Genomic DNA, 14674 nt, shown 5'->3' on the forward strand with positions numbered 1-14674 from the left:
TGAGAGTTCAGAGCGAGTGACAAAATTGTGTTCTAGGGATTGGGCAAGTGTGACCAGTTAATTTTCCAGTTTGGTATTACTGAACGGACTCTCTCGCTTCGAAGGCTGTTATATTGCTCCTGCAATAACAGCATTTTACCATTTTGACGGTCACCACTTCTCTGCCTTCAAGCAATGCTAAATACTGCTTATTTATAGCGACTTACTTTCACCCACATGTGTTCGCTCCGTAAACCGATCCGTTTACGTGGATCTTTTTCTGCTCTAGATAAAGCCAAAGCTTCTTCAGCGCTGTAGTTTTTTAAAAGGGGAATACGGGTTGTTTGTGATACCTAGATTAGATCACAACTCTTTATTGATTAGTATAAATCAGGTTTTTTTGTTGTACGCTCTAGTAGCAAACAGAACACTTGGTTTTTCAAAGGAGCAAGAGTCTAGTGGGTGGTTTGGAAATAATGGGTGAGGCTAATATGAAGGGAGAATGAAAAAGCCAGAGGGATTCTCTGGCTTTTTAATGACTAGGTTAAATTATTTGTCTTCTTTTAACCACTGAGCAGCGCGTTTAGCGAAGTAGGTTAGAATGCCATCTGCACCTGCCCGTTTAAAGCAAAGCAATGATTCCATAACGATAGCTTTCTCAGCTAACCAACCATTTTGAATTGCAGCCATGTGCATCGCGTATTCACCGCTTACTTGGTAAGCAAAAGTGGGTACAGCGAGCTCAGTCTTGACACGATGAACGATATCTAAATATGGCATGCCAGGCTTAACCATAACCATATCAGCGCCTTCTTGAATATCTAGAGCGACTTCATGCAGGGCTTCATCGCTGTTAGCTGGATCCATTTGGTAGCTATGCTTATTGCCACCTTTAAGGTTTCCTGCTGAGCCAACGGCATCACGGAAAGGTCCGTAGTAATTTGAAGAGTACTTAGCTGAGTACGCCATGATTTGGGTGTTAACGTGACCAGCTTCTTCTAGCGCTTGGCGAATCGCGCCAATACGCCCATCCATCATATCTGATGGCGCAACAATATCTGCACCAGCTTCAGCATGTGATAGTGCCTGTTTTACTAAAATTTCAGTTGTAATGTCATTCATGATGTAGCCGGTTTCATCAATGATGCCGTCTTGACCATGAGTCGTAAACGGATCAAGTGCTACGTCAGTCATCACACCTAACTGAGGGAAGGCTTCTTTCAGTGCGCGCACAGCACGCTGTGCTAAGGCATCTGCATTGTAGGCTTCTTCGGCCATCAAAGTCTTTTTCTCAGCTGGAGTCACTGGGAAAAGAGCGATCAGAGGAATACCTAGTTCCACTAGCTCTTCGGCTTCTTTAAGCAGAAGATCGATAGATAATCGTTCAACACCAGGCATTGAGGCGACTTGCTCTGTGCGATTGTTCCCTTCGAGAACAAACATTGGGTAGATTAAATCGTTAACTGTTAATCGATTTTCAGCCATTAAGCGGCGACTAAATTCATGTTTGCGCATACGACGCATTCTACGTTGTGGGTAGGCACTGGTAATAATATTCACATTAGGCTCCAGACGATGGTGATATTAATCTTGTTCAGGGCTGTATAACTTAATACGGTTACGCCCTTCATTCTTGGCTTGATAAAGTGCTTTATCAGCCTGTTCTAATAACAAGGTGGTATGTTCTTCTGAGGTGACAATTTCACTGCTCACCCCAATACTTACCGTTAGAGGGATGGCATTGCCTTCCCAGTAAATAACGAGTTCATCGATAACTTTTCTAATTGTCTCAGCGACTTGCTCAGCACCAATTTGATCAGTATTGGGTAATATAATAGCAAACTCCTCACCACCAAAACGTGATACTAGATCGGTTGGTCGCTTTAAGTTTTCTTTTAATTTATTAGCGACCACTCGTAAGGCGTGGTCACCAGCAAGGTGACCGTAGGAGTCATTAATTGATTTGAAACGATCCAAATCAAGCATCAAAATTGCCATTGGAGACTGCTGCCTACGGCTAATTCGGCCCTCTGCAATAATACGCCGATCAAATGAATTACGGTTTTTCACGCCGGTAAGGCTGTCTTTTGTTGTCTGTTCGGTGAGCTTTTGATTCGCTTCATTAAGCTCTCTTAAAGCAATCTCTAACTCAAGGGTTCGCTCTTGTACCATTTGGGCTAATTGCTCACTACTTCTGGCTTCAATTCGTAGCGCTTCTTCTTTATTGTCTTTGGCAAGTTTTGCTTGGGCTAAGGCCTCTTTTTGGACTTTCTGTTTAGATAAACGTTCGTCGTTATAGCGGATGGCTAATAGCGCAGCCATAAAAATAACTTCTATGCTTAGTCCAACCAAAAAAGGGGTTTTAGGGTCAATAGTCCAATTGAGCAGGCCTAAATAGATAGCCCCGGATATCAACGCACCTAGCATCATGCCCGCCCAGCCAATCGCAAATAGTTTTGCTAGCTTGTAGCCCTTAATTGCTTGGGTCACCGACATATACATCAGCATAAGGCTTGCAAACATGACGGCGTAAATATTAATAATTAGCGCGGCCGTGTAGTTAAGTAGTAAGCCAAGAAACAGCAGCAATACAGAAAGGGCTGCACTGGAACGGCAGAGCCTTAGCATGGCTTGGTTGTGATGTTTTAGTTGCATAACCTTCTCTGAGAACAGGAAGGCGAACATCATTGATAAGCTTAGCAGGGCTGGTAATGCGTACTCTTGAAAAATCGGCCAATTTGGCCAAATAAATCGAAAGGCTAAGCCGTGCAGGGTCGCGACAAATAGAGTAATAGAAAGTACATAACCTGCATAATAGCTATAACTGAATGAATTGGATGTGATGGCAATCAGTAAACTAAAGATACCAATAGCCATCAGTACACCTATCTGAAAACCATAGAAAATAGACTGCTGCTCCGCATTTTGATAATAAGCGTCGCTGTTCCATAAGGTGATAGGGAGGTACGCTGAGCCAGTCCCCTTTATTCGTAAGTAGAATCTATGGCTATCATGTTGTTGGCTGCTAAAAGGGTATAAAAAGTCAGTGCTTAGAATAGGTCTTTGACTAAAGGGATAGTTATCGCCGACATTTAGCTGCTCCACTAGAGTCGAACGGTTAAAATGGTATAGCTCAATATAATCAATATGCGGGTTGGTTATCGACAAAATCTGCTGTCTAGGTTCATGGTTCTGCTGCTTAAGACTGAACCTAACCCAATACGATTTTTGCCCAATCCCTGTGATGCTTTTAGGATCGTATGGTTGCCATTGTCGCTCTGTAAAGTTTACGGCTTGCTGTATGTTCGAGTCTGGCAGTGCCTCAGCAATATATAGCTGAGGTGATAGCTGAACCTCTGTGGTGTGTTGTTCACTGACAAATTGGTGGTTTTCGGCATTGACGATATTAGAAAAGCTGAATAGAGCGATAAGAGCAATAAGCTGAAAGTGAAAAAGCATTAAAAATCCAATCCAAAAAAACGGCGACTATTTTTATAGGTATTATCTGCAAAAGTACTCATGTCTTGTTTTTTTAGATCGGCAATATACTGAGCGATATAAGGTAGATATTTGGGTTCGTTTTTACTCGACTTAGGCTTTGGCCGCATACTTCTTGGTAAAAGGTATGGGCTGTCTGTTTCGATAAGAAGACGGTTATCTGGAATATACGGGACAATCGAAGCCAGCTCTTGGCCACGGCGCTCATCACAAACCCACCCAGTAACCCCAAGATAAATATCTTGCTCTATATAAGCTTCGAGAGACTGCATATTGCCTGTAAAACAGTGCAGCAGCGCTGCGGGGAGATCTGTGCGATATTCTTTTAAAATAGCTAAGAAATCTGGGTGAGCATCGCGTTCATGCATTAACACTGGCATTTCTAGCTCAACAGCGAGCGCTAGCTGCTTAGCAAAAACGTTTCGCTGCACATCCCGTGGTGAAAAATCTCGATTGTAATCAAGACCGCATTCGCCTATGGCAATGACGCATGGCGACTGTGCAAGCATACGGATAGTGTTAGCGCTACTTGTTTGCCATTCACTGGCATGATGAGGGTGAATACCTGCAGTGCTATAGAGTTGATCAGGAAACTGCTCACATAGGGCGATAGCGTGCTTGCTTTCATCTAAGTGGCTACCAATAACAACCATAGAAGTGACCGACTGATTAGTCGCATCTTCAATTACACGTTGAATATTTTTTTCAAGCGAGCTGCCGATAAGATTGACAGCTATATCCATATATTGAGGCATTACTTTAGACGCTTTACTCGAATAGTCGTGTTACGGTCATCCGTACCTAGCATAAATGAACCAAAAGCCGCTTTTTCAATAAAGACTTTTTGCCCTGGTTTTATCCGGAAGGTGCGGTTATCTGTTTGTTTCCAGACTTGATCGTTGGCAAATGAAATTTTTAAGGCGCCGTAAGCATCTTTAGATACTTTTGCTACCTCTAGGTAGATCTTGCTTATCTCTTCTTTGTCGGCTTTTTTTACTTGGCCAAAGTCATCATGTGATGTTTTGTTTGCCGTTGATGCGACGGCAGTGGTTGATGCCGCAACGGCGACGGTTTCTGTAACTGGGAGCTGTCCAGTTTTAGTTGAATTTAGTGATGAAGAAAGCTTGTCATAACAAATTAATCGTTCGAGCTTATCTTGAATTGCTGCGCATTGTGTTAACTGAGTTTCAACGGATGCATGGGCGCCGCTTGAGATAAGTAAAGACGCTGTGGTAAGTAGCAATAAGTGTTGCTTGATCATCAATAACTTCCTTTTATTTTTATAAAGCAGGTTTTAGACTGATTTTACATTTTATTAGGCGAATTGAAACATTAATGTTATTGATGGTTTAATGCTGTAAAAACAAAAAAAGGCACTATCTCTGTTGATTTATAACGAGATAATACCTTTTTATAAGCTTAACAAGAAAGTCTATTGTGACTCAGATTCTTTCTGTTCATCTCCGTCTTCGCTTTCGTCGTCTTGATTACCTTTGCTGTAGAAGCGTGCGGCAATCAAACCTGCTTCAAACAAAATTAGCATAGGAATTGCTAGCATCGTTTGTGAGATAATATCTGGAGGCGTTAAAAGCATACCGATAACAAAGGCGCCAACAACAATGTAAGGGCGTTTCTGTTTCAGGTCTTCAGGTGTTGTTACACCTGCCCAGCATAACAGAATCACTGCTACAGGGATTTCAAACGCTAAACCAAAAGCAAAGAACAACTTTAGAATAAAGCTTAGATAGCTGCTGATATCAGTTGCGACCTCTACCCCTTCTGGTGCGGCACTGGCGAAGAAGCCAAAGACGACCGGAAAAACTATATAGTAAGCAAAAGCGATACCTAGATAAAAAAGGAGTGTGCTACTGGTTAGTAATGGCACAACCAGACGCTTTTCATGCTTATATAGACCAGGTGCGACAAAAGACCACACTTGGTAAAGAACATAAGGAACTGCAACAAAAAACGACAGAACCAGTGTTAATTTAAAAGGGGCAAAAAATGGCGCAGCTACATCAGTTGCAATCATGCTGCTTGATTCAGGCAGAACTTGCATTAATGGGGTGGCCATATAATGGTAGATATCGTTAGCCCAGTAGACTAAGCAAATAAATACCAAAAGAACACTGCCAATTGCTTTTAGCAACTTAGTGCGTAATTCAAGCAAATGGCTAATTAATGGCTGCTGTTGTGACATGGACTACCCGTTAGGTTTGTCTGAATTAGCACTCGTTGTCGCACTTGTCTCTGCAGGAGGGGTTTCTTTGGCTGGTGTATCCTTCGCCGCTGGAACGTCTTCTACTTGATAAGGACGATTAACAGATTGAGCCGCTTCTTTTAATTGATCGATTGAATCCTGTAACTCTGGAGAAAGGTTCTTTAAACCCTGACTCTCTGCATTTTTCAAATCAGAGTGCAGTTGCTCAATTTTAAGCTCTTGCTCTAATTCGTCTTTTACCGAGTTAGCCATTTTTTTCATGGCGCGGATCCAGCTAGAAATTGAGCGCACAGCGGTTGGGAGTCTTTCAGGGCCAAGTACGACAAGGCCCAAGATCCCAATCAGCAGCAACTCCATAAAGCCGATACCGTCGAACATAGTCGATTACGCCTGTTCTTTGCCTTTAGACTCAGCCTTTTTCTCGGCTGTCTCTGCAACTTTTGCAGTTTCTGTCACTTTTGCAGTGTCAGCAGTTGGTTTGTCAGTTGCGTTTTCTTCTAAAGCTTTCTTTTCTTCTTCAGAAGACATTGCGTTCTTAAAGCCTTTAACTGCACCACCTAAATCGCCGCCTAGTGAACGTAACTTCTTAGTTCCAAACAATAATACGACAATCAAAGCAATAATAAGAAGTTGCCAAATACTAATGCCACCCATGGATGAATCCTCTTAATTAGATACTGGTTCCATTATGAACCTTTGGTTATTTAGGTCTAGCTAAATTTTGCGATTCTTTGGTCTAGATCGCCATCCGAGCACCCACAGAGTGATGCCTATGCCAATACTGCCATAAGAGGGCCATAGTGTAGCGTCTTCGTTTAACAAAATAGTGCCACAGATCACTAAAACAGCTGATGTAATTAAAAGATAGTTACTTTTATGAGCTTTTTGCTGATGTTTGAGATACCGATCTAACAAATTATTCTGGTTTTTAGATAGGTTGCGACCCATTTTTAGGTTGTCGTAGATAAGCTCTGGTAATTCTGGCAAATGTTCGGCCCAATAAGGTAACTGTTTCTTAACCTTGTCGGCCATTGCTTTTGGCCCAACTTGCTCCGCCATCCATTGCTCTAAAAAAGGTTTTGCTGTTTGCCATAAGTCTAGTTGTGGGTATAGCTGACGGCCTAGCCCTTCGATGTACAGCAAGGTTTTTTCGAGTAGTACCAGTTGGGGTTGAACAACGATGTCAAAACGCCGAGCCGTTCTAAAAAGCTCGAGTAAAACGTGTCCAAATGAAATCTCATCCAGTGGCTTGTTGAACATAGGCTCACAAACGACTTTTACTGCTTGTTCAAATGCACCGACATCGGTATCTGGCGAAACCCAGCCTGATTCTATATATAACTGAGCAATACGGCGGTAATCGCGATTGAAAAAGGCTAAAAAATTCTCAGCTAAGTAACGCTTATCTTCATCGGTTAAAGTGCCCATAATGCCGCAGTCCAAACCGATATAGAAAGGATCGTTAGGGTGCTCACGGCTAACAAAAATATTGCCTGGGTGCATATCGGCATGGAAAAAGTTATCACGGAACACCTGTGTGAAGAAGAGTTCCACCCCGCGTTCTGCAAGCAACTTTAAGTTAGTGCCTTGTGCCTCTAGCGCGGCTTTATCTGAAACGGGTACACCATCAATGCGCTCCATTACGATAAGGCGGGTAAAGCATAGTTCCTCGTACATATACGGAATATATAACGCATTGGAATCGAGGAAGTTATTACGTAACTTTATGGCATTAAGGGCTTCAAGCTTGAGGTTTAGTTCGCCTTCAATTGTGGTGCGATAGTCTTCAATCACTTCTGCTGGGCGTAAGCGGTTATTGGCACCGAGTAAACTTTCTAAGACAGCGGCTGCTTGCGACATCAAGAGGATGTCAGCATGTACTTTTTGTTCGACATCGGGGCGTAAAACTTTTAAAACCACCGCTGCACCATTAGATTTAAGTGTTGCAGTATGAACTTGAGAGATAGAAGCTGACGCTAACGGTGTATCGTTAAAGTCATCGAAATAGGTTTCAATAGGGGCATTGAGCTCCGATTCTATAGAGGCACGCGCAATGGCTGAATCAAAAGGCGGCACTCTGTCTTGCAGCATCGCAAGCTCTTCGGCCCATTCATCAGATAGTAGGTCTCGACGCGTCGATAGCATCTGGCCGAATTTGATGTAAACCGGCCCAAGCTCCTGCATTGCTAACTTTAAACGTTCACCACCCACTTTATCTTTGTGTTGGTTTCGTAGCCAGAAGAAGCAACCCCTTAACAGTTTGAAGTACCAAGGCGTTAACTTAGAAGGAATTAAATCATCGAGTCCGTAATGCAAAGCAGTACGAATGACGTGATAAGCGCGCCTGATACTTTTTACTGTCATGGTTTCATTTTTACCCTGTTGATAAGTTGGTCTACTCGTGTAGCCATAGCGTCGACATCGACAGCTAAATCATCGATTCTATCACTTAAATGGATATATTCGAGTTTATGAGGAGCGAGCCTATATTCTTCGATTGTGAGCTGGCCAAGGTGTGAGCGAGTTTTACGCAGCACATCTGTCAGGTCATTTTTGGCTTGTTTGAGGCCTTGGCTAAGAAAGTGCGTTGGCGCGTCACCAATATAGCGTGAGATAGGCTCTGCTATGTCAATCTCAATTTGCTGCATATAATGACTAAAGGTCTGTAATAGGCTTAAGTCACCTTCGAGACTGAGTTTATCTTGCTTAATCAGCTCGGTAAGGTTGGCACCTTCAGTCAGCTGGTAAAGCGTAGTGATATCGGCATTCACTTTAGTGGTAACTTCGCCTTCGTAGCGAGAGAAAACTTGGATCTCTTTGGCAAATAAAAAGTAAAGCGGCCAGTTGAGCTGTGATAGTTGAATGCATAAGACCTTGCCGTGAAGAGTACGCAACTTTGCGTAGTCTTCAGGAGATTGCGAGATCAGCTTATTTAAACTGATCTCTATCGCGGCGCAGGCAAGTAATGGCAGGTCACGAGACATAGTGAGTCCAATCAGAATTTATAGCCCTTGTGTAAGGCAACGATACCGTCAGTCATGTTGGTGTAGTTGACTTGTTCAAAGCCCGCATCTTCCATCATCTGCTTTAAGGTATCTTGATCTGGGTGCATACGGATAGATTCAGCCAGATATTCATAGCTGTCTGCATCTTTGGTGATGAGTGATCCCATCTTTGGCAGTACTTTAAAGCTATACAGATCGTAAATTTTACGCATAATTTCATGCTGAGGTTTAGAGAACTCAAGTACCAGTAGCTTTCCGCCCGGCTTTAATACGCGCAGCATTGATGCAATCGCTGCATCTTTATTGGTTACATTTCGTAGACCAAAAGCAATGGTGATGATATCAAAGTGGTTATCAGGAAAAGGCAGTGCTTCAGCGTTTGCTTGCACGTAATTCACGTTGCCTACAATACCTTTATCTCTTAACTTCTCACGACCCACTTTAAGCATTGAGTCGTTAATATCAGCTAACGTCACTTGGCCTGTTTCACCGACAATGCGAGAAAACTTAGCCGTTAAATCACCGGTACCACCGGCTAAATCTAACACCTTCATACCTGGGCGCGCACCTGCACTTTCGATAGTGAAGCGCTTCCACATACGGTGGATACCGAAAGACATGACGTCATTCATAATGTCGTACTTTGCGGCGACAGAATGGAATACGCCAGCGACCATGTCGGCTTTCTTCTCTGCTTCAATCGTTTTGTAACCGAAGTGAGTGCTCTTTGGAGTGTCCTCTGACATCTATCTATTCCTATAACGTTAGCAATTAAATTGTTGCGATTGTAAGCCATTGAACTGGATTGCTGAATCTTTCATCTACCACTCTGTGACGAAGGTTAACTATCCATCGAATGATAATAAAAAATGAGTGATGACGCAGGCTATCGCAAAATTGACAGCGCATTACACCACAATCTTTACCAATGTTGAATAATTATTACTGGCTATAGAGCATTAATACGTCCGCTTATGTAGGAGTAGATCAATTCACTAATGCTTTGGCCTGTTTCACGGTGGCCGGCTTCTGCTCCTGCAACATGGCAACTAGGCGCCGCTTCTGCTAAATGCAGGTAGGCGCTTGGGCAATGTTTGGCGATATAACTGACATAATGCAGTGCATCGAGTAACGGTACACCAGCGGCGGTGGATGCACTGCTTGGCATGTTAGTGATGGCGTCAAGATCGAGCTCTATAGCTACGGGAAGTTGGGTGTTATTAAGATCTTTGCTTATCGTTTTTAATGCTGTTTCTAGGCTGATCTCACGACGAACCCAGATCTGCTGCAAGCTATGCCAATGGCCACCAAAAGCTTTTAGTTGCTCGAGTGTCGTTTCGCTATTTTTTAGTTCATGTAGGCCAACTACATGATAATAGCCTAGTGCCCCCGACGCTGCTGCGTAGCTAAAACCATTACCACTATGGCGGCCTTCTTTAGGCCTAAAATCTGAATGTGGATCCATATTCACCGCCGCGATAGGGCGTTTAAATGCACTTTTTGCAGCCATTAATAAGCCGTAGGCATTGTTATGCCCGCCTCCAATGACGATAGGTTCGAGTCCTGCGCTAAAGACCTGAGACAGAATTAGCATGACTCGCTCGTCCAATAGCTCGACATTGTTGCGTAACTCATCAGCTGACGCGCTATTAGGAAGCTGAAGATCTTGGGTATTAATTTGCCCTAGTACTAAGCATTGTTGGCCACTGAGGAATCGGTTTGACTGCAGATTAAGAAATTGGCCCATGGCGCTATCAAATGCATCGGTTGCGCCTCCTCTGCCTAAATTAGCCCGAGGACCAATATCCTCTCCTATTCCGATAAGAGCAAAGCGCGCACCATTTTGTTTAGCCAGCGCCAAATTACTGCTGAGATCTAAATTGTGATCCGCAAGCTGAACTCTTTGTCCTAGCTTGGTTTCGCCATCGCGTGTATTGAGCAGCGTTAGAAGTGTGGCTTGGTTGAAGAGTGTCAAATGCTGCATGTTATTATTCTTATTGTTAGCTCTGATAGCCGTTAGTTTAAGCGGATTAATCCTATTCGCAAGTAGGGGAGAGAGGTATAGAGCTTAACGGATAAATACAGGCACAAAAAAACCAGTCACTTAGGACTGGTTTTTAAATCATCTTGAGCTGGCTCGAGACTGAAATAAACGAACTAACTTTATAGAACTGACTTTATAAAATGGCTCAATAGCGCCTGTTCTCTATCAGATTAGTCGATGTCTAGCGGCTCTGGTGAAAGAATGATACCAGTGTTGTCAGCATAGACGTGATCGCCTGGTAAGAAAGTTACACCACCAAAGTTTACCGGGATTTCTAGTTCACCCACTGCATTGCTGTCAGCGCCAACAGGAATCGAGGCTAATGCTTGGATACCAATGTCTAAATCCTCTAGTGCATCAACATCACGAACAGTACCGTAAACGATGATACCTTCCCAGTTATTAGCTACAGCGACTTCTGCAATTTTGGCATCGAGAAGTGCACGGCGAAGTGATCCACCGCCATCAATTAATAGTACTTTACCTTCTCCATCTTCTTGAACGGCATCAATGATAAGGCCATTGTCTTCAAAACATTTAATGGTGCTAATTGAGCCACCAAAAGAGTTACAACCCCCGAAATTACTGAACATGGGTTCGACAACATCAACAACATCGATATAAGTGTCACAAAGTTCTGAGGTGTTGTATTCCATAAGAACACTCCTGATAGATAGAGATGCTCAGAAGTCCGAGCAAGCAAGTAGTTTCACTCAGTATATAAGGGATTCTTAAAAAGAAAAGTGTTATCAATCACGCAATTGTCTATTAAGACAGCGTTTGAGTTTGTTGTAGTAATTTTTCTCCCATTTGTTCAATAAAGCCACAAAAACATGATTCAAGTCATTATATGACGTTTTATTATTACAATTAGTGGCTATGTTTGTTAGCATGTTGTCAGATAATTTGACTTAAACTTTAATTTTTACCCGCTTTAGGGGCAAGGATCCCCCAGCTAGCTTAGGGAAGGCATAGGGCCTAAAAAAGGTGCCTTATGGAAGCTGTTAATACTATTGAGATCATCGGCTATGCCGCATCAGTGATGGTGGCGATTTCACTTATGATGAAAGACATTATTTGGTTGAGATGTCTTAACTTTACCGGATGTTCGCTGTTTGTCATTTACGGCGCATCAATTGAAGCATGGCCTGTAGCGGGTATGAATGCTTTCGTTGCCTGTATCAACATATACCATTTATTAAAGCTTTATCGTAATCGTAATAATGCTGAGCTTGCCTCTGAGTAGTCTGCAAAACGCCTATTAAACCAGCCTAGTGTACTTTGCTATCGGGCTGGTTACCTCCGTTTGTTTATTCCTATCCTTACTTCCCATCGTTACTTCCATTGTCATTTGTCATTGCATTCGCTTATCTGACGTTATTCATTGTGGTTATACACGCTAATTGTAAGCTCACCTGGCCGTTATCGCGTTCATTCGCTCAGACTTAATTAATGTGTGTCATAAAACTTTAGATAAGTTGTCACCGTGGTGTCATGGAGTTTTCATAGCTTGCCAATGATATAAGAGCGTAAAAATAATTGGGAGGTAATGATAATGGCTTCGATAACGACGTTAGATAGGTCCCTTTACCGTTATATAGTCCAGCAAGGTCTGCAGCACGGGCTGCAAAAGTGGGCGCTTTCCCTATCTGCATCTGGCAACGGTCCAGTGTACCTTTATATGGCGGTGATATTTCTCATCATCGATAGCAAAGGTGAGTATCTGCTTAACTCGATGATTGCTGCATACCTTGTTGAGTTACCGTTGTATTTTGCACTCAAGAATATGATCCGCAGGCCTCGCCCTTGTCATGCCTTAGCTGACGGTGTGGCAAGCTTTGAACCCGCAGATAAATTTAGTTTGCCATCAGGTCATACCGCAGCGGCATTTGTTATGGCAACCAGTATCTACTTTATTTACCCGCAACTTTTTTACATCGCCGTAGCTTGGGCTTTGGCTATAGGTCTCGCTCGGGTGGTGCTGGGTGTGCATTACCCACTCGATATTGTTGCAGGCGCATTGCTGGGCATCGTCTCTGTATTACTGAGTCAGCAATTTATTTAGGAGTGTCATGTGCGAATTCTTTATGGTGTTCAAGGTACGGGGAATGGTCATTTAAGCCGCGCCAGGGTGATGGCAAAAGCCCTTCAGCGACAAGGTGTAGATGTTGATTTCTTTTTTTCTGGTCGCTCATCAGAGCAGTTCTTTGATATGCAATGTTTTGGTGAGTATCAGGTTCAATCTGGGCTGACATTTGCCACTGCAAATGGTCGAGTGAGTGTGGCAAAAACCGCAAAACAGAATGCCTGGTTTGGCTTTATTAAAGACATTAAGAATCTAGACTTAAGCGGTTATGACTTAGTGCTCAATGACTTTGAACCAGTGTCAGCCTGGGCCGCAAAAAATCAAGGCATCCCTTCTATCGGGATTAGTCACCAAGCCGCATTGAACTACCCCGTCCCTAAAGTGGGTGACAGTTGGTTTAATGAGGTCATGTTAAGTTATTTTGCGCCTGTGGATATTGCTTTAGGGTGTCACTGGCATCACTTCGGCTTTCCAATTTTACCGCCGTTTGTCGAGGTGGATAAAGTGCAGAAACAACTAGCACACAAGATCTTAGTCTACCTCCCCTTTGAATCACCGAATGAGATCATAAAATTTCTTACCCCCTTTAGCGACTATACCTTTTTGGTATATCACGCATCTACAGCTCGCCATCCTTTGCCCGAGCATATTCAGTGGCATGGTTTTGATAGAGCTGGTTTTAAAGCGGCGATGGCAAGTTGTGGGGGGGTGATTGGCAATGCGGGCTTTGAGCTTGCCAGCGAAGCATTAACACTGGGTAAAAAGTTATTGATTAAGCCTTTATTAGGGCAATTTGAGCAGCAGTCTAACGTGGCAGCGCTAGAGCTGTTAGGCGCGGCAGAGTGCATGAAAACACATTTAGATCCGCATGCATTAAGGCGTTGGTTAAAAGACCCCATGCCAGAAGCGATTCAATACCCAGAAGTGGGGGATGCGCTAGTCACATGGTTACTGCAAGGGAATTGGAGCCAGCCCGAGGTATTATGCAAAGCACTATGGGACAACGTAAGCTTACCAGTGAGTTGGCAGAAAAAGAGCCCCTAGCCTGAGCAAGGTGCCCTGTATGCTAACAAAGGCGTATAATAAAAACATCAATCGCCTGAATGTAAACTAGACCAACAAAACTATGCAGCTAAAACCACTCGCAAAAGGGCGCTTCCATTCTTTATGGGAGCAAGAGCATGATGCTATTGAGCAGATTATGCGAGAGTGCATTACTGAGACCAAAACTGTAGCAGCGCAGCACAAGTTGATGCAGCAAGGTCAACAGGTTAATGCGTTAATCCTGGTGCCTCATGGACGGATTTCTATGGGCTATACCGCCAGAAATGGCCGCAGCTTTCAGTTGGGGACCATGACCTGTGATTCACAGCTATTTGGCGAAATGGAGTTCTTTACCGATTATCTATGCCAGCTGGATATCATTGCAGAGGAAACGTTAGAGATCTCGATTATTAATGGTGACAAGCTGCAACAGGCATTGCTCAAAACGCCGCAGTTTGCACTGTTTTTTGCCAGTGCAATAGCCATCGATTATCAGGACACAGTCGATATTTTTACCCGCAGAATGCTCTATCCGATAGCGTATAACATCGCCTATGATCTTTATCATCAGTATTTAAAAGACCAGCCGGTAGAAGGGTTTACTAAATGTTATTTAGAGGCGGAGCGCTTTGCGACAACTGACAGGGTTTATCGCCGTGCAGTCAAAAAACTCGAAGATCTTACACTAATAAAGCGAGAAAAAGAGGGGCTCATCATTTGTGATTTAGAAGGGTTGAAAGCGTTTATTGAATAGCTCTAAACCTATATGTAGGTTTAGAGCTATTATGTGCAAACTG

General features: G+C 43.2%; 16 protein-coding genes. 4 read left to right on the plus strand and 12 right to left on the minus strand.

What is annotated here, in order from left to right:
- Nucleotides 1-528: 528 nt before the first annotated feature.
- From hemB to rraA, 12 genes are all read right to left on the minus strand, one after another.
- Nucleotides 529-1539, minus strand: coding sequence for a porphobilinogen synthase (gene hemB, locus ACVBJC_RS03945; protein WP_447159808.1), 1011 nt, complete (start codon nt 1537-1539; stop codon nt 529-531).
- Nucleotides 1540-1563: 24 nt separating this feature from the next.
- Nucleotides 1564-3438, minus strand: coding sequence for a sensor domain-containing diguanylate cyclase (locus ACVBJC_RS03950; protein WP_447159807.1), 1875 nt, complete (start codon nt 3436-3438; stop codon nt 1564-1566).
- On the minus strand, nt 3438-4232 hold the full coding sequence (locus ACVBJC_RS03955) for a TatD family hydrolase (protein WP_447159806.1): 795 nt from the start codon (nt 4230-4232) through the stop codon (nt 3438-3440). The genes ACVBJC_RS03950 and ACVBJC_RS03955 overlap by 1 nt, the downstream gene beginning before the upstream one ends.
- On the minus strand, nt 4232-4738 hold the full coding sequence (locus ACVBJC_RS03960) for a hypothetical protein (protein ID WP_447159805.1): 507 nt from the start codon (nt 4736-4738) through the stop codon (nt 4232-4234). Before ACVBJC_RS03960 ends, ACVBJC_RS03955 begins: the two co-directional genes overlap by 1 nt.
- A 171-nt stretch (nt 4739-4909) precedes the next feature.
- Entirely contained in the window at nt 4910-5677 is a 768-nt protein-coding gene (gene tatC, locus ACVBJC_RS03965) for a twin-arginine translocase subunit TatC (protein ID WP_447159804.1), read from the minus strand.
- Nucleotides 5678-5680: 3 nt separating this feature from the next.
- Entirely contained in the window at nt 5681-6076 is a 396-nt protein-coding gene (tatB, locus tag ACVBJC_RS03970; RefSeq protein WP_447159803.1) for a Sec-independent protein translocase protein TatB, read from the minus strand.
- A gap of 6 nt (nt 6077-6082) precedes the next feature.
- Nucleotides 6083-6352, minus strand: a complete 270-nt coding sequence (gene tatA / locus ACVBJC_RS03975) for a Sec-independent protein translocase subunit TatA (RefSeq protein ID WP_447159802.1) — start codon at nt 6350-6352, stop codon at nt 6083-6085.
- A gap of 60 nt (nt 6353-6412) precedes the next feature.
- Nucleotides 6413-8062 (minus strand): ubiquinone biosynthesis regulatory protein kinase UbiB, encoded by a 1650-nt coding sequence (gene ubiB, locus ACVBJC_RS03980; protein ID WP_447159801.1) that lies wholly within the window; start codon nt 8060-8062, stop codon nt 6413-6415.
- Entirely contained in the window at nt 8059-8682 is a 624-nt protein-coding gene (locus ACVBJC_RS03985) for a ubiquinone biosynthesis accessory factor UbiJ (RefSeq protein WP_447159800.1), read from the minus strand. The genes ubiB and ACVBJC_RS03985 overlap by 4 nt, the downstream gene beginning before the upstream one ends.
- Before the next feature lie 11 nt (nt 8683-8693).
- Nucleotides 8694-9449, minus strand: coding sequence for a bifunctional demethylmenaquinone methyltransferase/2-methoxy-6-polyprenyl-1,4-benzoquinol methylase UbiE (gene ubiE, locus ACVBJC_RS03990; RefSeq protein ID WP_447159799.1), 756 nt, complete (start codon nt 9447-9449; stop codon nt 8694-8696).
- A gap of 203 nt (nt 9450-9652) precedes the next feature.
- Nucleotides 9653-10687 carry a formimidoylglutamase gene (locus ACVBJC_RS03995; RefSeq protein ID WP_447159798.1) on the minus strand — a complete coding sequence of 345 codons (1035 nt, stop codon included), beginning with the start codon at nt 10685-10687 and terminating at the stop codon, nt 9653-9655.
- Nucleotides 10688-10917: 230 nt separating this feature from the next.
- Nucleotides 10918-11403, minus strand: coding sequence for a ribonuclease E activity regulator RraA (gene rraA / locus ACVBJC_RS04000; protein ID WP_447159797.1), 486 nt, complete (start codon nt 11401-11403; stop codon nt 10918-10920).
- Nucleotides 11404-11741: 338 nt separating this feature from the next.
- Here rraA and ACVBJC_RS04005 point away from each other — a divergent pair, with 338 nt between their 5' ends.
- The 4 genes from ACVBJC_RS04005 to ACVBJC_RS04020 all read left to right on the plus strand — a co-directional run bounded on the left by ACVBJC_RS04005 (nt 11742) and on the right by ACVBJC_RS04020 (nt 14631).
- Complete coding sequence (locus ACVBJC_RS04005; RefSeq protein ID WP_447159796.1) at nt 11742-11993, plus strand: YgjV family protein; 252 nt, start codon at nt 11742-11744, stop codon at nt 11991-11993.
- 306 nt (nt 11994-12299) lie between these two features.
- Nucleotides 12300-12812: a phosphatase PAP2 family protein gene (locus ACVBJC_RS04010; protein WP_447159816.1), complete on the plus strand. Its 513-nt coding sequence runs from the start codon at nt 12300-12302 to the stop codon at nt 12810-12812.
- A gap of 9 nt (nt 12813-12821) precedes the next feature.
- Nucleotides 12822-13877: an MJ1255/VC2487 family glycosyltransferase gene (locus tag ACVBJC_RS04015; protein ID WP_447159795.1), complete on the plus strand. Its 1056-nt coding sequence runs from the start codon at nt 12822-12824 to the stop codon at nt 13875-13877.
- 82 nt (nt 13878-13959) lie between these two features.
- Nucleotides 13960-14631, plus strand: coding sequence for a Crp/Fnr family transcriptional regulator (locus ACVBJC_RS04020; protein WP_447159794.1), 672 nt, complete (start codon nt 13960-13962; stop codon nt 14629-14631).
- Nucleotides 14632-14674 lie beyond the last annotated feature (43 nt).

It is taken from the genome of Shewanella sp. 0m-6, assembly GCF_052977325.1.

Coding starts and splice junctions, on each gene's coding strand:
- ACVBJC_RS03950 (WP_447159807.1), bottom strand. CDS start 3,438: ATGCTTTTTCACTTTCAGCTTATTGCTCTTATCGCTCTATTCAGCTTT.
- tatA (WP_447159802.1), bottom strand. CDS start 6,352: ATGGGTGGCATTAGTATTTGGCAACTTCTTATTATTGCTTTGATTGTC.
- ACVBJC_RS03985 (WP_447159800.1), bottom strand. CDS start 8,682: ATGTCTCGTGACCTGCCATTACTTGCCTGCGCCGCGATAGAGATCAGT.
- ubiE (WP_447159799.1), bottom strand. CDS start 9,449: ATGTCAGAGGACACTCCAAAGAGCACTCACTTCGGTTACAAAACGATT.
- ubiB (WP_447159801.1), bottom strand. CDS start 8,062: ATGACAGTAAAAAGTATCAGGCGCGCTTATCACGTCATTCGTACTGCT.
- ACVBJC_RS03995 (WP_447159798.1), bottom strand. CDS start 10,687: ATGCAGCATTTGACACTCTTCAACCAAGCCACACTTCTAACGCTGCTC.
- tatC (WP_447159804.1), bottom strand. CDS start 5,677: ATGTCACAACAGCAGCCATTAATTAGCCATTTGCTTGAATTACGCACT.
- ACVBJC_RS04020 (WP_447159794.1), top strand. CDS start 13,960: ATGCAGCTAAAACCACTCGCAAAAGGGCGCTTCCATTCTTTATGGGAG.
- tatB (WP_447159803.1), bottom strand. CDS start 6,076: ATGTTCGACGGTATCGGCTTTATGGAGTTGCTGCTGATTGGGATCTTG.
- ACVBJC_RS03955 (WP_447159806.1), bottom strand. CDS start 4,232: ATGCCTCAATATATGGATATAGCTGTCAATCTTATCGGCAGCTCGCTT.
- rraA (WP_447159797.1), bottom strand. CDS start 11,403: ATGGAATACAACACCTCAGAACTTTGTGACACTTATATCGATGTTGTT.
- ACVBJC_RS04005 (WP_447159796.1), top strand. CDS start 11,742: ATGGAAGCTGTTAATACTATTGAGATCATCGGCTATGCCGCATCAGTG.
- ACVBJC_RS03960 (WP_447159805.1), bottom strand. CDS start 4,738: ATGATCAAGCAACACTTATTGCTACTTACCACAGCGTCTTTACTTATC.